Genomic DNA, 17,056 nt, shown 5'->3' on the forward strand with positions numbered 1-17,056 from the left:
GCACCACCCCGGCAGGGGCGTGCGGACCTTGCGTTTTTAAGATCCGGTCAGTCCACTTTCCCTGAACCCCGGGGAAGAATGTGGCGGGTTCGTTCCGGCAGGTCTTCTGGCTCGCGAATCATCCTCCGGACCGCCTTCCCGATCGTATTGATCAGTGGCTGTCGGTCCTTCGTCCTCGCTCACAGCGGCGGGTCCGCGGGGGATTTGCACCCCTCTTCCCTATCAAGCCCCATCGGGGCACCGGCGAACAGGTATTCTCAATGGTCCGCATTTTTAACATGAAGCAGGTGCTGCTGACAAGGCCGGTGTCCCGCCACGTCCGGGTTGTTGACTTAAGCATTCGATATCGATAAGGTACCTGACATTGTTTTCAGGTGTCCGCATATCGTGGATGAAAAGGGAACCCGGTGTAAATCCGGGACGGGCCCGCCGCTGTGACCGGGGACGAACGTCGCATGAATGCCACTGATCAATGCGATCGGGAAGGCGCGACAAGTCGCTTGATCCGGAAGTCAGAAGACCTGCCTGAAACGTTGTTGATTTCCTGTGGCGCAGGGAATTGACGGAAAACAGGATTCTGGGATACAGACAGGGAAATCCCGGATCAATTATTTTTAATTGGTCCGGGATTTTTTTATTCCGGGTCGTAAACACCGGAGGTTCCATGAAAAAATCGGTTGTTGTTGCGGTTGCCCTGGCTTTGTTTCTGTCCACCCTGCAGGCCCGGGCCGGAGAGTATCGGGTGGCACACAGGAGCGGAATTGTCCTGGCGATGTTCGGCACCACTGTCGAGCCCGCGCTGCAGGGGTTGCTCAACATCAGGGATCGAATGAAAAAAGCCTACCCCGAGACCCCGGTTCGTTTTGCCTTTACCTCGAACATCATCCGGAAGATCTGGCAAAAGCGGGCTGCCGATCCGGCCTACATCAAGGCCCATCCGAACATCCCGCCGGAGATTCTGCATGTCCAGGGACCGCTGGCCGCTATCGCCAACTTCCAGGACGACGGTTATGACACCCTGGTGGTGCAGCCCACCCACATTGCCCCGGCCGAGGAATTTCTTGACCTGACCGCCTATGTGGAGGCCCTGGCATCCATCGACACCATCAAGAAGAGATTCAAGCCCTTCCACAAGCTGGTTATCGGCCGCCCCCTGCTGGGAACTTTCGGGATTGAACATCCGTATGCCGAAGATATCAAAACCGCGGTCAAGGCGATGCGGGAGGATGTGGAGCGGGCGAGAAAGAATGGTGCGGCGCTGGTCTACATGGGCCATGGCAATGATCATTTCCCCTCCGGTGGATCCTACCTGCAGTTCGACCATGAGATGAGCCTGGCCTATCCCGATGTCAAAACCGTCATCGGCACGGTTGAGGGCTACCCCGCAATCGAGCAGGTCCTGGAGACGTTGAAAAGATCCGGGGTCAAAAAGGTGGTGATTCGAGCCCTTATGATTGTCGCCGGGGATCATGCCACCCATGACATGGCCGGTCCGGGCCAGGATTCATGGAAATCCATTTTTGAAAAAGAAGGGATCGAGGTTGTCCCCTACCTGCACGGCATGGGAGAGAATGATCGGGTCGCGGATATCTTCGTCAGGCACGCTGCCGATGCTGCCGCGGATGCAGGCATTGTCCTGAAATAGACCTGAAGCCGTGGGGACAACGTCCCGCTGAAGCTGCGTCGCACATCAGGACGGCAGAATCAGCGCGATCAGATCGAACAGCGGTCCCGGATAGATGCCGAGCAACAGGACCGCCAGCAGGCAGACGCCCAGCACGGTGTGTTCACTCGCGCTGCCCCGGTCAAGGCAGAGATCCCGTTCGCGGGTGAGGAACATGACGATTACCGGGCGCAGGTAGTAATAGAGTGAAACCAGCGAGGCGAGGATGCCGAGCAGGGCGATGCCGAGATGGTCGGTCTTGATGGCGGCATGGAAGATGTTGAACTTGGCGATGAAGCCGGCGGTCGGCGGGATGCCGGCCAGCGACAGCAGGAAGAAGGCCAGCGCACTGCCGCGTCGCGGGTGGTGATAGCCGAGGCCGCGCAGATCCTTGTAATTCTGCGGCTCCTCCCCCTGGATGGCGAAGGCGGTCAGCACTCCGAAGGCGCCGAGGTTGGAGAGGGTGTAGACCACCAGGTAGAAGATTACCGCGCTGCGGCCGGTTTCACCACCGGCCAGCAGGCCGATGGTGACGTAGCCCATGTGGGCGACCGAAGAGTATGCGAGCATCCGCTTGATGTTGTCCTGGCGCAGGGCGCAGAGGGTGCCGAGGATGATCGAGGCGGCGGCCAGCGCCCAGAGCAGCGGGGCCAGCGCCTCCAGCCCCCGGCCGATGCCGATCATCAGTGCCACCAAGGCGGCGAACACCGCCCCCTTGGAGCCGGTCGAGAGCAGGGCGGTGACCGGTGCCGGGGCGCCCTGGTAGACATCGGGGGTCCAGAGATGGAAGGGCACCAGTGAGACCTTGAAGCCGGCGGCGCAGAGGATCAGCGCCCAGCCGAGCAGGCCCAGGGGACGCAGCTTTCCGCCTTCGAGCAGCGCCTGGTGCATTTCGGCGAAATGGAAGGTTCCGGTTGTCGCGTAGATCAGGGCGATGCCGAAGCCGAGCAGGCCGGTGGCGACGATGCCCATCACCAGGTATTTCAGCCCCGCCTCGGTGCCGCGCGGGCAGGTCTTGTCGATGGCGATCAGGATATAGAGTACCAGGGTGAAGGATTCCAGACCGACCAGCAGACCGACCAGGGAACTGGCCGAGGAAAGCAGCGCCATCCCTGCGGCGGCGAACAGCACCAGGGCCGGGTATTCTCCGGCGGGGAAGCGGCGCGCCCGGCCGTAGCGCGGTGAGAGCAGCAGGGTCATCGCCGCCAGCAGGCTCCAGAGAATGGTGAAGAAACGTGCGTAGGGGCCGCTGCTGAACATGCCGCTGACTTCGGCCACCGGCGGCGGGCAGCCGCCGGCGGTGAGCGCCGCCAACAGGGCGATGGCCACGCCGGTGCCGATCAGGGTGTTGCGTCGCGGCCACCAGGCGCCAGCCATCAGCAGCGCGGTGGCGCCGAGGGCGAGGATCAGCACCGGCAGCAGGGCGATCAGTTCGGCGCCGCTCATGGCAGACCTCCGTGGGCGGCGACCAGCGGAGCCGCCTGCTCAAGCAGAATTTTTACCGGCAGATGCAGGTGGGCAAGGAAGGTCTCCGGATAGAGCCCGAGCCAGAGAGTGAAGAAGACCAGCGGTGCCAGGGCCACGACTTCCAGGGTGGTCAGGTCGGGCCAGGGGCGGCCGGCCGGGCGTTCACCCCAGAGCAGCTCCTGGACCATGCGCAGGATGTAGGCGGCGGCGAACACCACCCCGACCACCGCCAGCGCGCCCCACAGGGGCCGGACCTGGAAGGTGCCGGCGAAGACCAGGATCTCGCCGCTGAAATTGGCCAGTCCCGGCAGACCGAGGGAGGCCAGGGCGAAAAACAGGAAGAAGCAGGAGAAGATCGGCGCTTCCTGCCACATCCCGCCCAGCTTGGCCAGTTCGCGGGTGCCGGTACGGCGGCGCAGCATCGACACCAGGGCGAACAGGGCGCCGGTGGTCAGGCCGTGGCAGAGCATCAGCAGGATCGCCCCTTCCAGCGCCAGCACGTTGGCGGCCGCCAGGCCGAGCATGATCACCCCGAGATGGGAGACCGACGAGTAGGCGATCAGGCGCTTGACATCCCCCTGGATATAGGCACACCAGGCTGCGTAAAACAGCCCGACCAGGGCCAAAAACGCCAGCAGTGGCAGGCTGGCCGCGGCGCTCTGCGGAAAGAGCGGGAAGGCGAAGCGGAGGATGCCGAAGACCCCGGTCTTGAGCAGCAGCCCGGCCAGGTCGAGGGAGCCGGCCGCCGGGGCGACGGTGTGGGCGTCGGGCAGCCAGGTATGCAGCGGCACCACCGGCACCTTGACCAGGAAGCCGAGCATGAAGCCGGCGTAGAGCCAGGGCTCCCAGGCGCCGCAGTCGGTGTGCTTCAATGCTTCGAGGGCGAAGCTGTAATCGCCGGTCTGCTTACCGTGCAGCAGGTAGAGGCCGATGATCGCCAGCAGCATCAGCAGTGAACCGGCGAGGGTGAAGAGAAAGAACTTGACCGCGGCGTAAACTCGCCGGCCGTGTCCCCAGATGCCGATCAGGAAGAACATCGGGATCAGCATCACCTCCCAGAAGAGGTAGAAGAGCAGCAGGTCGCTGGCCAGGAAAACACCGAGGATGCCGGCTTCCATCAGCAGCAGCAGGGCGTAGAAGAAGGCCGGATGTTTCTTCTGGTGCCAGGAGATTAGCACCGCGATCACCTGCAGGAAGGCGGTCAGCACCACCATCAGCAGGGAGAGCCCGTCCATCGCCAGGGTGAAGCGCGCTCCGAGCCGCTCGATCCAGGGATAGTCCTCACGCAGGTACCAGCCGGCGGCATCCGGCTGCTGGCAGAACACCCAGGCGCACAACGCCAGCATCACCAGCGTGGTCGCCAGGGTGAGCGCCCGGCACAGGTCCGGCTTGCGGCGAAAGAGCAGGCAGAGCCCGGTCCCGGCCAGCGGCAGCAGCAGCAGCGATGTCAGTACAGGAAAGGAGGTCATCGGAGCCCGTTTTCTGTTTCCCGTGTGCAGTTCAGCATATTACGTTCATCTCACATCTCATCCTTTAACCATCTCCAGCAGGAACCAGCCGAGCATCAGGACCAGCCCCCAGGCGAAGCCGTGCAGGTAGGTGCTGATGCGGCCGGTGGCCAGCTGCCGGGTGCGATCACCCTGTTTCTGGGTTACGCCGGCCAGGCCGTGCAGAGTCCCCTCGATCACCGTCTGGTCGAGGCCCAGGCCGCAGAAGCGGGCGATGGCCCGAAATGGCTTCAGCAGGCTCCATTCGACCAGGCGATCGGCCTGCCAGCCGTGCAGCAGAAAGTGTTTGTACCAGGCGGGGCGTTCGCCGGGAAAAGAACGATAGAGTCCGACGGCGGCGAACAGGCCGAGAGCGAACAGGCACACGGCGGTCACCGTCAGCGCCAGTTCGGTGGCATGATCGACCAGCGGTTTCGCCTCACTTCCGGTCAGCAGGCGATGCAGCAGTTCATGCCCGCCCCAGACCGACGGAAGATTGAACAGTCCGCCGAACAGGCCGAGCAGGGCCAGTGGCGGCAGGGTCCAGCGCATCAGGGTCGGCAGCGGATGCGGTTTCCCGGGGCTGCGCGGCGGACCGGTAAAGACCAGGAAAAAGAGGCGGAAGCTGTAGAAGCTGGTCAGCAGGGCGCTCAGCGTGCCAAGCGCCCAGGCCAGGCGCAGTCCGTTTCCTCCCGCGGCGTACGCAGCCACCAGGATGCCGTCCTTGGAGAAAAAGCCACCGGTCAGCGGCGCTCCCGCCAGGCACAGCAGGCCGGCAAGAAAGAGGATCGTGACCAGGGGGGATTTTTTCGCCACCCCGCCCATTTTGTAGATGTCGTTCTCCTCGTGGCAGAGGTGGATGACGCAGCCGGCGCCCATGAACAGCAGGGCCTTGAAGAAGGCGTGGGTATAAAGGTGGAACATCGCTCCGGAAACGCTTCCGGCGCCGACGGCGATGAACATGTAGCCGATCTGGCTCATGGTCGAGTAGGCCAGCACCCGCTTGATCTCCCGCTGCGCCAGGGCGCAGGTGGCGGCGTAGAAGGCGGTCAGCCCGCCGACCAGGGCGATGGCGGTCATCCCGGTCGCTGACAGGGAGACCAGCGGGAACAGCCGGCAGAGCAGGTAGACTCCGGCGGTGACCATGGTCGCGGCGTGGATCAGTGCCGAAACCGGGGTCGGCCCGGCCATGGCGTCGGGCAGCCAGGTCATCAGCGGCAGCTGGGCGCTCTTGCCGCTCGCCCCGGCCAGCAGCAGCAGCACGATGGCGGTGATCGCGGCAGCCGGAAGCTGGCCGGCGAAGGCATTGATTTCGGGAATTCCGAGTTGGCCGGAGGCGGAGAACAGCCACAGCAGTGCGATGGCGAAGAAGACATCCCCGACCCGGGTGACCAGGAAGGCTTTCTGCCCGGCGCGGGCATTCTTCAGCTCGCGGTACCAGAAGCCGATCAGGCCGTAGGAACAGAAGCCGACTCCTTCCCAGCCGAGAAACAGCAGCAGCAGGTTGTCGGCCAGGACGATGGTCAGCATGGCGAAAACAAACAGGTTGAGCAGGGCGAAGAAGCGCGCCGTATCCTGCTCCTTTTCCATGTAGCCGACCGCGTAGAGGTGGATCAGGGTCGAGACCCCGGTGACCATCAGCGTCATTGAGGCAGCCAGCGGGTCGAAGAGGATGCCGAAGTCGGCCCGCAGGTTGCCGCTCGCCAGCCAGGTTGCCAGCACCGTGCGGGTTCCTTCGCCGGAGGAGAGGGGCCAGAGCAGGCAGCTGGCGACGAAACTGGCGGACACCGCGGCCACGGCGATCCAGCCGCGCGCGGCACGCGGGAAGCGCATCCCGAAGAGGATGTTGATGCCCGCCCCGATCAGAGGCAGCAGCGGTATCAGGAACAGCAGCTTGGCGTTCATCCCTTCATCTCGTTATAGGCATCGGCATCAAGGGTTCCCTTGCGCCGGTTGAGGTAGACGACCATCGCCAGGGAGATGGAGACCTCGGCCGAGGTCAGCGCCATCAGCAGTACCACCAGCAGCTGACCGTCGATGTTGTGCCAGAAGGCCGAGGCGCCGACCAGCGCCAGGCCGACGGCGTTGATCATCACCTCGACACCGATCAGGATCATGATCAGGCTGCGTCGTGCCAGTACGCAGGCGAAGCCGAGGCCGAACATCAGCCCGGCGACGATCAGCACATGTTCCAGAGGTACGATCATCGTTCATCTCCCCGGGCCCGGCGGCGGGTACGTTCTCCCCTGCCGACGTAGAAGGCTCCGACCGCCGCGAACAGCAGCTGGAAGGAGACGATTTCCACCGCCAGGGCATATTCCTTGAACAGCCCGTAGCCGAAATCGCGCGGTGAAGCATAGAAGTTTGGTCCCCCCGGTCCCGCCTGCGGTTCGGCGGTCATCAGCAGCAGGGTGCAGACGACAATGCTGCCGGACAGCAGGATCACCGGCGCCCAGCGCTGCCAGCCGGGTCCCCTGGCGGCTTCTCCCGGCGTCAGCTCCAACATCATGATGATGAACAGGAACAGCACCATGATCGCTCCGGCGTAGATGATCACCTCCCAGGCGGCAACCAGCGGCGCCCCGAGGATGAAGAAGATCAGTGCCAGGGCGAAGAAGGCGTGGACCAGGTAGATGACCGCGTGCACCGGGTTCTTCCGGGTGATGGCCATCAGCGTCGCCAGCAGGGCGGCGGCGGAGAGGATGTAGAAAATGGCTGCAGTCATAAGTTCGGCTAAAGGCCAAGGGCCAAAGGCCAAAGGTTGAATTCAGCTTTCGACACGGTTTCCTGATACTCTTCCCCAGGGTTCATGGCAGCAGACTCCTCACATCCGCCGGCGGACGCTCTTCCTCGCCCTGGCCGCGCGGGTTGACCACGCCGATGCCGGCGTGGCGGTAGAAGTTGTAGTCAGGCTCCTTGCCCGGGCCGTCGATCAGCAGGTCTTCCTTCTCGTAGACCAGGGTCAGGGGATCGCGGCGACAGATTTCGTAGTCGGCGGTCATCTGGATGGCGCGGGTCGGGCAGGCCTCGGTACACATGCCGCAGAAGATGCAGCGGGTGAAGTTGATCCGGAACCAGGTTGCATAGCGGCGGCCGTCTTCCGCCTCCGCGGCCTGCATCGAGATGCAGTCGACCGGGCAGGCGGCGCTGCACAGGTAGCAGGCGACACAACGTTCGCCGCCGTCCGGGTCGCGGGTCAGCACGATCCGCGCCCGGTAGCGTTCAAAAGGCACCCGCTTCTGTTCCGGGTACTGGATCGTCACCGGTTTGCGGAACATGTTCCGCAGGGTGATCCAGTAGGCCTGAGCGGTCGCCTTGATGTCTTGATACAGGTTCATAAGATGATTAACATCGGCTAAGGGCTAAGGGCTGAAAGATTTGCCTTTGGCCTTTTCCCCTTAGCCCTTAGCCGGGTTTAAAAGCAACAATATCGCTCCGGTTACGATCACGTTGACCAGCGCCAGCGGCACCAGGATCTTCCAGCCGAAATGCATCAGCTGATCATATCTCAGCCGCGGCAGGGTGCCGCGCGTCCAGATGAAGAGGAAAGAAATGAATCCGACCTTGAGGAAGAACCAGACGATTCCCGGCAGCAGCGGGCCGTGCCAGCCGCCGAGGAAGAGGACGGTGACCATGCTGCTGAGAATGATGACGTTGATGTATTCGCCGACGAAGAACAGGCCGAAACGCATCCCCGAATATTCGGTGTGGAAGCCGGCGACGATCTCGTTCTCGGCTTCGGGCAGGTCGAAGGGGATACGTTTGCTCTCGGCCAGCACGCTGACCAGGAAAATCAGGAAGGCCGGCGGATTGAGAATCGCGAAGGGCAGCCCTGCCTGGGCATTGACGATATTGGTCAGGGAGAAAGATCTGGCCATCAGCACCACCGGGACGATCGCCAGGCCCATGGAGAGTTCGTAGCTGATCAGCTGGGACAGGGCGCGGATGCTGCCGAGCAGGGCGTATTTGCTGTTGCTGGCCCAGCCGCCGAGGGTGACGCCGTAGACCGCCAGCGAGGAGAGGCCGAGAAAGTAGAGCACGCCGATGTTCAGATCGCAGATCACCAGCGGCACTTCACGGCCGAACAGGCGGATCGGAGGGCCGAAGGGAACCACGGCGAAAGTCAGCAGGGCGGTGACCGCGGCGATCCCCGGGGCGATGAAGAACAGGAACTTGTCGGCCTGGGAGGGAATGAAGTCCTCCTTGGTGACCAGCTTGACGGCGTCGGCCAGCGGCTGCAGCAGGCCGAAGGGGCCGACCCGGTTGGGACCGTAGCGCAACTGCATGCGTCCCAGCAGCTTGCGCTCGGCGAGAACCATGTAGGCCGCCCCGGTCAGCAGCAGGAAGAAGACGAACCCGAGTTTGACCAGGATCAGGATGGTGGTGACCAGCCATTCAGGCATCTCCCCCTCCTTTCCCGACCAGGCAGGGGGTCGGGCTCCCCGGCGCGAACAGCTCCAGCGGCGTGTCGCGCAGGCGCGTGGCGAGCAGCAGCCCCGGAGTCATGGCGGCATTCAGTTTCAGTTGCAGCGAGAAGGTTTCCAGCTCGGTGTGCAGCGCGATCGTGTCGCCCTCCTTGAGCCCCCGCGCAGCGGCGGTTTCCGGGTGCAGCAGCACCTGCGGATCGGGCTGGACGGCGTCGAGTGCCGGGGAGAGACTGGCGAGTTGTTCGCTGCCGAACAGCTGTTCGACCACCAGCAGCGGCAGACTCCCTTCCGGAGCGGGATGGGGGAAACTCTGGTCATGGCTCCCGGCCGGATGGCCGCCGCCCCGCACCCGCTGTCCTTCGCCATCGGGATCGAGCAGGCTCAAACCGGCGAAGCGGGAATCCCGTCCTTCGAGCTTGCGGCGGATCATCTCCGGAGACTGGTTCTCGCCGCGCAGTTGTGCCAGCACCGCCCAGGCCGGACGTGGTTCACCGCCGGCTGTGGTGGGGGAAAAACTGCGCGGCGGGTGCCCCCCTTCGCTGCTGATGCCGAGCGGAATGCCGGGGTTGAATACCGTGCTGAAAGAGAGCATGCGTCCCTCGTTGTTGACCAGGGTGCCGGAGCCTTCGGCGACGGTCGTGGTCGGCAGAAAAACGTCCGCCTGGCGCGACAGTCGGTTGGGGGCGTGGTCGAGGATCAGCAGGAATTCGAGTTTTCCCAGCGCCCGGGCCATGCGTTGCGGGCCGTCGGCCAGCGGGTCGTTTTCGAGACAGACCAGGGCGCGGATTTTTCCCGCCAGCATCTCTTCACAGAGCTGGTCGGCGTCCGGGCCGTCGCCGCTCAGCAGGGCCGCGCCATAGCTGTTGGGGCCGCCGAGGGTGACGAACAGCCCGGTTCCGAAGTGGTCGGCTGCTGCCGCCAGCTGGCGAATGCCGACTTCGCCGAGCAGGTCGCCGCCGCCGCAGAGAATCGGTCGTTCAGCCTGGTGCAGCAGGGTTCGTAGCGTCGACAGGTCATCCGTCGGTTCGGTGGTGGAAACCAGGTGTTCAAGCCGTTGCGGTAATTCTTCGGGCCCGGTCGACAGTCGTTGAAAATTACAGGGGAGCTCAACCGGACGAGGGTCGATGACGATCACCCGGGCTCCCCGGCGGGCCGCCTGGCGCACGGCCAGTCCGAGCAGCGGCGCCTCGTTGAGGGGGTCGGAACCGACCAGCAGCAGGCAGTCGCTGCGGCGTACATCCTCCAGGCTGCGCGCTCTGGAACCGAGCAGGGCGGTCAGTTGCCGCGCGGCCCTGTCTCGTCCAGGTTGCGGATCACCGCAGAAGCGGGCGCCGCCGAGCTGTTTCGCCCAGTCGTGCAGCAGTGCCAGGGATTCCAGCGAGGCCCGCGGTGAACCGAGCAGGGCGATCGCCTCCGGACCGACCTTGGCGGCGATGTCGGTAAGTCGTCGCCGGGCCAGCTGCAGGGCCTCAGGCCAGGCGGCATCAGCCCCCTGCAGCTTCGGAGTGCGGGGACGTTCGGGATGGTTGACGTGACCATAGCCGAAACGCCCGCGGTCACAGATGAAAAAGCCGTTGGTCTGGCGGTTGATGCCGGACCGGACCCGCTGCAGTTCCCGGTAGCGGGCGCCGGGAATGACGCTGCAGCCGAGGGAACAGTGCGGGCAGATCGAGGCTGCCTCCTGCAGATCCCAGCTGCGGCTGCGGAAACGGCAGGTCTTGTCGGTGAAGACCCCGGTCGGGCAGACATCGGCGAGGTTGCCGGAGAAGGGGGATTCAAGCTTGCCCTCCTTGAAGCGGCCGAAGAAGACCCGGTTGCGCGAGCCCATGACGCCGAAGTCGTCGCCGCCGCAGTAATCCCGGTAGGTCCGAACGCAGCGGTAACACTGGATGCAGCGGTTCATTTCCTGTTCGATAAAGGGACCGAGATCCTGGTTTATCCAGGTGCGCTTTTTGCCGCGATAGCGACGGATGCCATGGCCGCCGGCGATGGTCATGTCCTGCAGCTGACATTCTCCGCCCTCGTCGCAGACCGGGCAGTCGTGCGGATGGTTGAGCATCAGCCATTCGATCACCGCGGCGCGCAGCTCTTGCGCCTCGGCGTCGACGGTGGAGACCACCATCCCGTCCTGGGCCTGGACCATGCAGGCCATCTCGATGCCCTTGACCGGACCCTGCTCGAACTTCATGGCGCACAGCCGGCAGGAACCGACCGCCCCGAGCGCTTCATGGTAGCAGAAGTGCGGGATGACGATCCCGAGTTGCTGCGCCGCTTCGAGCACATTGGTGCCGTCGGGGACGGTCACGGTCTGGTTGTCGATGGTTAAAGTCGGCATAAGAGCTAAAATCGGCTAAGGGCTAAGGGCTAAGGGCTAAGGGCTAAGGGCTGAAGGGGTTGGGGGTTCCTTTGGCCCTTCGCCCTTGGCCTTTAGCCGTTTTTCACTGAAAGGGGCATCGCCCCTTCCGCACATGGTCCTCCAGCTCATCCTCGAACAGCCGCAACAGGCCATCCAGCGGTCCCATCGCCCCTTCGGCGAGGGCGCAGAAGGAGCGGCCGGTGATGTTCCTGCGCTGGTGTTTCAGCATCTCGATCTGTTCCATGTTGCCGCGTCCGGCTTCGATCTCTTCGAGCAGCCACTGGATGAAGGAGAGACCATCGCGGCAGGGGGTGCACCAGCCGCACGATTCGCGGGCGAAGAAGCGGATCAGGTTAAGGGTCACCGCGACCATGCAGGTGTCGTTGTCGAAGGCAGTCACTCCGGCGGTGCCGAAACGGCTGCCGACCGCTTCAAGTGTATCGAAATCCATCGCCACGTCGAGATGTTCGCGGGTCAGGTACGGCGTCGAGGCGCCACCCGGCAGGCAGGCCTTGAACTCTCTGCCGCCGCGAATGCCGCCGCCGACATCAAAGATCACCTCGCGCAGGGGGATGCCGACCGGCAGCTCGAAACATTCGGTCCGCTCCATGTGCCCGGAGAGGCCGAACAGCTTGGTGCCGGCGCCGTCCCCGTTGCGGGCCAGGTTCTTGAACCATTCGGCGCCGCCGGTGATGATGTGCGGGACGTCGGCCAGGGTCTCGACGTTGTTGACCGTGGTCGGCCTTCCCCAGAGGCCCTTGACCGCCGGGAAGGGCGGCTTGCTGCGGGGATTGGGTCGTACCCCCTCGATACCGTTGAGCTGGGCGGTCTCCTCGCCGAGGATGTAGCGCCCGGCGCTGCGGTGGACGTGAATCCGCAGACTCCAGCCGGAGTCGAGGATGTCCGTGCCGAGATAACCGGCATCCTTCGCCTCGGCGATGGCCCGTTCGAGGTTGCGTGCCTCCTGTTCATAGGCGTAACGGATGAAGATGTAGGCCTCCGACACCTGCAGCGCCCAGGCGGAGAGGATCACCCCCTCGATCAGCTGGTGCGGGTCGGCCATCAGCAGCTGGCGGTCCTTGTAGGTGCCCGGCTCCATCTCGTCGCAGTTGCAGACCAGGTATTTGTCGCCCGGCTGGTCGGCAGGGAAGAAGGACCATTTCAGCCCGGTTGAGAAGCCCGCTCCACCGCGGCCGCGCAATCCCGAGCGCTTGACCGTCTCGCGCACCTCAAGCGGGGTCATCGCGCGGATGGCCTTTTCCAGCCCCTGGTAACCGCCGGTCTGTCTGAACCCGTCGAGAAAGACGGTTTCGCCGGGACGGCGGTTTTTGAAGAGGATTTGCGGGTAGTCATTCATAAAGTCATCAATCGGGCCGCCAAGACGCCAAGGACGCCAAGAAATGCAAATTAAATTCTTTAACGGAGAGATGGAGAGGGGCAGAGGTGGAGAGAAAATCTTTGGGATTTTAAAACCCCAAAAAGATCTTGGGTTTTTCTCCGCATCCTCTCCCTCTCAGCGACTCTCCGTTAAAAAGATTTTCTTGGCGTTCTTGGTGTCTTGGCGGCAACACGCCTTTCAGTCTTTCTCTTTCTCCAGCGCCGCATCGATCTTCTCCGGCGTCAGTCTGCCGTACAGTTTCAGCTCGATCATCATCGCCGGGGCGTCGCCGCAGGCGCCGAGGCAGCAGCTCGGCAGCAGGGTGAAGGCGCCGTCGGCGGTGGTTTCTCCCGGGCCGATGCCGAGTTTTTGCTGCAGGTGCGCGGCGACCTGCTCGCCGCCGGTTGCCCAGCAGCAGATTGAGTCGCAGTAGTGAATCACCTTGCGGCCGACCGGCCGGCGGAAGATCTTGTCGTAAAAAGTGGCGATCTCCTCGACCTGCAGCGGTGAGAGGCCGAGAATCTCCGCCGTCAGCTCGACCCCTTCATCCGGCACCCAGCCGTGATGCTCCTGGATGGCGCGCAGCAGGTCGATGATCAGCTCGCGTGGATGCTCGCTGGCCGCTGCTTTGGCGCGGAAGTGGTCGTGTTCAGGTTGTGGAAGCAGCTCGTTCATAGTCGTTTTTAACGGAGAGACGCGGAGAAAAAGAGACCGGAGAGAAAGTCTAAAGCTTGTTCTTTGGTTTAAACCATAAAAAGGCTGCCTTCTCTCTGCCTCTGCTCCTCTCCGCCTCTGCGTTGAAGTCTTTGCCTCTCTTTCTGGCGGTTTATCCTTACCGGTCCAGATCCGCCAGCACGAAGTCGATCGATCCCAATATCGTGATCATGTCCGCCACCAGCCAGCCGCGACTCATCATCGGCACCATCTGCATGTGAGCGAAGCTCGGGGTGCGGATGCGCAGCCGGTAGGGGACGGTGTGGCCGTCGGAAACCAGGTAGTAGCCGCATTCTCCCTTGCTCGACTCGATGGCCCGGTAGACCTCGCCGCGCGGCACGCTCGGGCCGCGGGTAACGTTGCAGAAGTGGTGAATCAGGCTCTCGATGTCGTTCAAACCGTCTTCGCGCTGCGGGTAAGCGTAGCGGTAGTCGTCGGTCATCCAGCGGCCGGCGGGCATCCTTTCCGCCGCCTGGCGGACGATTTTCAGACTCTCTCGCATCTCTTTCAGTCGTACCAGGTAGCGGGCGAAGCAGTCGCCGCCTGCTGCCGTAACAATATCGAAATCGTAGTGCTGATAGCCCGAGTAAGGCATTTTGCGGCGCAGGTCCCACTCGAATCCGCAGGCTCTCAGGTTGGGCCCGCTCATGCCCCAGTCGAGAGCCTCGTCGAGGGAGACCGGCCCGACATCCTCGGTGCGCTTGCGGAAAATCGGTCCGTTGGTCAGCAGCTTGTCGAGTTCCGTGATGCGCTGGTCGAAATCCCGGGTAAAAGCGTCAACGACCGATTTCCAGCCGCCGGGCAGGTCTTTGGGGAGGCCGCCGATACGGAACCAGCTCGGGTGCATGCGTCCACCGGTGATCATCTCGATGATGTCGAAGATCTTTTCGCGCGACTCCATGCAGTAGAAAATCGGAGTCATGGCGCCGACATCGTGGGCGAAAGTGCCGAGCCAGACCAGGTGATTGGCGATGCGGAACAGTTCGCAGAGCATCACCCGCACGGTTTCGGCGCGCGGCGGCGCTTCGACACCGAGCATGGTTTCGAGGGGATGCAGGTAGGCGAGGTTGTTCTGCACTCCGGAGAGGTAGTCGATGCGGTCGGTGTAGGGGATGAACTGGCTCCAGTGCTGGCGTTCCCCGATCTTCTCGGCGGCCCGGTGATGGTAGCCGAGGTCGATGTCGAGATCTTCGATCTCTTCACCGTCGAGCAGGGCGATCAGCCGCAACACCCCGTGGGTGCCGGGATGGTGTGGACCGATATTGAGAATCATTGCCTCGAAATCCTCGGCCAGCGGCTTGCCGCGGAAGAAGTCGCCGCCATCACGTGGTTCCATCTGCCGGGCGGTCTTGCGGGTGTAGGGCTCCATTTCCGTGGCCCGGAAGGGGTGCTCCTTGCGCAGCGGGTGCCCCTGCCAGCTGTCCGGCATCAGGATACGCCGCAGGTCGGGATGGCCGGCGAAGCGGATGCCGAACATGTCGAAAATTTCCCGCTCGTACCAGTCGGCGCTCGGCCAGAGCCCGGTCAGGCTGGGTGCTTCCGGCCAGCCGCCGTCGAGAGGGGCCTTGACGCGCAGGTAGCCCGGTTCGTCGAAGCTGAGCAGGTGGGCGGTGAGGGTGAAGCGGTGTCCGGTCTGGCGACGACGGTCGCTTTCGTCCACGGCGGTCAAGTCTTCGAGGCGGCGGTAGCGGATGGGCGCGTCCTGCCTGAGGAAGGTCATCAACTCCACCAGCTGTTCCGGAGCGACCACCAGGGTCGGCATGTCGCGGGCGTCCTCTTCCTGGACGGTTTCCCCGAAACGCTCCTTCAGGGCCCGGCGCAGGTTGTGGGTCGAGGCGGGAAAGGCGGCCCGCGGCTGCGGCGGCAACCACATGTTGTCGGCGCGGCTGTGACGGAAATGCGGGTGCTGCAGCTGGCTGCCGCGCAGCGGCGCATTGCCGTAGCCGGGTCCGCGCGGGTCGCGGCTCTTGCTGTGTCCGTCGACCAGAATCGGTTCCGTTGTCCCTTCGCTGCCGCCGTTCATGCCGAGCACCAGGCGGGTCGGTTTTTCCTTGCTGCGGATCTTCTCCTGCAGCAGCATGATGCCCTGCATGAAAGCTTCCGGACGCGGCGGGCAGCCGGGGATATAGACGTCCACGGGAAGAATCTGATGAATTCCCTGGATAACGCTGTAGCTGTCGTACATGCCGCCGGAGTTGGCGCAGCTGCCCATGGCGATGACCCATTTCGGGTTGGTCATCTGCTCGTAGAGGCGCAGGATGGACGGGCCCATTTTCTTGAACGGCGTTCCCGAGATGACCATCAGGTCGGCTTCGCGCGGGGTGCCGCGCAGCACCTCGGCGCCGAAGCGGGCCAGGTCGAAGCGTGGGGTGAGGCTGGTGGTCATCTCGACGAAGCAGCACGACAGGCCGAAAAACATCGGCCAGATCGAATTGCTGCGCGACCAGTTGATGACATCATCCAGGGTCGTCAGCACCACGTTGTCGGGGATCTCTTCGCTCACGCGCCCTTCCTCTTGTCGCGTTGTCGGTACCAGGCCCGCGGCCCCCAGTCGAGGCCGCCCATTTTCCACAGGTAGATCAGGCCGAACAGCAGGATGATGATGAAGAAAGTGATCTGCAGGTAACCGGCCCAGCCGAGCCGATCCCAAGCGACCGCCCAGGAGACGATGAAGATCGCTTCGACATCGAAGACGATGAAGAAGATGGCGACCAGGTAGAAGGGAACCGGTTCGCGCAGCCGGGCCTGGCCGGTCGGCGCCACCCCCGATTCGTAGGGGTCCTCCTTGAGCCCGCCGCGGCTCTTGTGGCCGAGCAGCCAGGAGATGCACATCAAGGCGCCGATCATGACGACCGCCAGACCGGCGTAGACCACCAGCGAAAGCAGGTCGGATGTCGGCGGCGGGCCGCTGGTCGCGGCGGTTGTGGCGGCGTTAGCCAGGGGCATAAAGCTGACCGTTGCAGTAAACTTGGAGCGGTTTAAAAAGCCCCGCGGACATGAACACGGGGCTGAATCACAGGTTTCAGAATAGCACACTGCCGGGCAGGTGCAAGCGGTTGGATTTATTCATGAGATGCCGGAACGATTGACAATCGCCTGGCGTGCCAGCTCGTCGCAACGTTCGTTCTCCGGGTGGCCGGCGTGGCCCCGGACCCAGCACCATTCGACCTGGTGGATCTTTTCCAGTTCGACCAGCTGTTCCCACAGATCGCGGTTGGCGACCGGTTTTTTCTGCGAGTTTTTCCAGCCCTTGCGGATCCAACCGGCCAGCCATTCGGTCATCCCCTTCTTGACATACTGGCTGTCGGTGGTCAGGCGTACCCGGCTCGGTCGCTTGAGAGCCTTGAGCCCGGCAATGGCGCCGCACAGTTCCATGCGGTTGTTGGTTGTCTCCGGTTCATAGCCGGAGAGTTCCCTGACATGGTCACCGTAGCGCAGCAGGGTGCCCCAGCCGCCGGGGCCGGGATTGCCGCTGCAGGCGCCGTCGGAAAAGATTTCGACAATGGGTGTTTCGGACATGGTCATCTCCCTGGCCGGCCAGCATAGCAGAATGAAAGAGCAGGC

General features: G+C 63.5%; 14 protein-coding genes and 2 riboswitches. Of the genes, 1 reads left to right on the top strand and 13 read right to left on the bottom strand.

Annotated features, from left to right (window positions below):
- Window positions 1-78: 78 nt before the first annotated feature.
- Window positions 79-260, bottom strand: a riboswitch (cobalamin riboswitch).
- A gap of 95 nt (window positions 261-355) precedes the next feature.
- Window positions 356-544, top strand: a riboswitch (cobalamin riboswitch).
- Between the two features lie 120 nt (window positions 545-664).
- A complete protein-coding gene (locus C2E25_RS00430; protein WP_103113845.1) occupies window positions 665-1,645 on the top strand; it encodes a sirohydrochlorin cobaltochelatase in 981 nt (326 codons plus the stop codon).
- A gap of 45 nt (window positions 1,646-1,690) precedes the next feature.
- Here the strand turns inward: C2E25_RS00430 and C2E25_RS00435 are convergent, their stop codons facing one another.
- From C2E25_RS00435 to rnhA, 13 genes are all read right to left on the bottom strand, one after another.
- A complete protein-coding gene (locus C2E25_RS00435) occupies window positions 1,691-3,109 on the bottom strand; it encodes an NADH-quinone oxidoreductase subunit N (protein WP_103113846.1) in 1,419 nt (472 codons plus the stop codon).
- Window positions 3,106-4,599 carry a complex I subunit 4 family protein gene (locus tag C2E25_RS00440; RefSeq protein ID WP_103113847.1) on the bottom strand — a complete coding sequence of 498 codons (1,494 nt, stop codon included), beginning with the start codon at window positions 4,597-4,599 and terminating at the stop codon, window positions 3,106-3,108. The genes C2E25_RS00435 and C2E25_RS00440 overlap by 4 nt, the downstream gene beginning before the upstream one ends.
- A 57-nt stretch (window positions 4,600-4,656) precedes the next feature.
- Entirely contained in the window at window positions 4,657-6,522 is a 1,866-nt protein-coding gene (gene nuoL / locus C2E25_RS00445; RefSeq protein ID WP_103113848.1) for an NADH-quinone oxidoreductase subunit L, read from the bottom strand.
- The gene (gene nuoK / locus C2E25_RS00450) at window positions 6,519-6,824 is read right to left on the bottom strand and encodes an NADH-quinone oxidoreductase subunit NuoK (protein WP_085009687.1); all 306 of its coding nucleotides are present in this window, start codon (window positions 6,822-6,824) and stop codon (window positions 6,519-6,521) included. The genes nuoL and nuoK overlap by 4 nt, the downstream gene beginning before the upstream one ends.
- Window positions 6,821-7,342 (bottom strand): NADH-quinone oxidoreductase subunit J, encoded by a 522-nt coding sequence (locus C2E25_RS00455; protein ID WP_103113849.1) that lies wholly within the window; start codon window positions 7,340-7,342, stop codon window positions 6,821-6,823. Before C2E25_RS00455 ends, nuoK begins: the two co-directional genes overlap by 4 nt.
- Window positions 7,343-7,424: 82 nt before the next feature.
- Window positions 7,425-7,955 (bottom strand): NADH-quinone oxidoreductase subunit NuoI, encoded by a 531-nt coding sequence (gene nuoI, locus C2E25_RS00460; protein WP_103113850.1) that lies wholly within the window; start codon window positions 7,953-7,955, stop codon window positions 7,425-7,427.
- Window positions 7,956-8,015: 60 nt separating this feature from the next.
- The gene (gene nuoH / locus C2E25_RS00465) at window positions 8,016-9,020 is read right to left on the bottom strand and encodes an NADH-quinone oxidoreductase subunit NuoH (RefSeq protein ID WP_103113851.1); all 1,005 of its coding nucleotides are present in this window, start codon (window positions 9,018-9,020) and stop codon (window positions 8,016-8,018) included.
- Window positions 9,013-11,379 (bottom strand): NADH-quinone oxidoreductase subunit NuoG, encoded by a 2,367-nt coding sequence (nuoG, locus tag C2E25_RS00470; RefSeq protein WP_103113852.1) that lies wholly within the window; start codon window positions 11,377-11,379, stop codon window positions 9,013-9,015. The genes nuoH and nuoG overlap by 8 nt, the downstream gene beginning before the upstream one ends.
- A gap of 103 nt (window positions 11,380-11,482) precedes the next feature.
- Window positions 11,483-12,757: an NADH-quinone oxidoreductase subunit NuoF gene (nuoF, locus tag C2E25_RS00475; RefSeq protein WP_103113853.1), complete on the bottom strand. Its 1,275-nt coding sequence runs from the start codon at window positions 12,755-12,757 to the stop codon at window positions 11,483-11,485.
- A gap of 219 nt (window positions 12,758-12,976) precedes the next feature.
- A complete protein-coding gene (nuoE, locus tag C2E25_RS00480; RefSeq protein ID WP_103113854.1) occupies window positions 12,977-13,453 on the bottom strand; it encodes an NADH-quinone oxidoreductase subunit NuoE in 477 nt (158 codons plus the stop codon).
- Window positions 13,454-13,610: 157 nt separating this feature from the next.
- Window positions 13,611-15,995 (bottom strand): NADH-quinone oxidoreductase subunit B/C/D, encoded by a 2,385-nt coding sequence (locus C2E25_RS00485; protein ID WP_103113855.1) that lies wholly within the window; start codon window positions 15,993-15,995, stop codon window positions 13,611-13,613.
- Window positions 15,992-16,438: an NADH-quinone oxidoreductase subunit A gene (locus C2E25_RS00490; RefSeq protein WP_103113856.1), complete on the bottom strand. Its 447-nt coding sequence runs from the start codon at window positions 16,436-16,438 to the stop codon at window positions 15,992-15,994. Before C2E25_RS00490 ends, C2E25_RS00485 begins: the two co-directional genes overlap by 4 nt.
- A gap of 120 nt (window positions 16,439-16,558) precedes the next feature.
- Window positions 16,559-17,011 (bottom strand): ribonuclease HI, encoded by a 453-nt coding sequence (gene rnhA, locus C2E25_RS00495; protein ID WP_103113857.1) that lies wholly within the window; start codon window positions 17,009-17,011, stop codon window positions 16,559-16,561.
- Between the last annotated feature and the right edge of the window lie 45 nt (window positions 17,012-17,056).

The sequence above is a fragment of the Geothermobacter hydrogeniphilus genome (genome assembly GCF_002898515.1).
In the GTDB taxonomy this organism is placed as follows: Bacteria; Desulfobacterota; Desulfuromonadia; order Desulfuromonadales; family Geothermobacteraceae; genus Geothermobacter_A.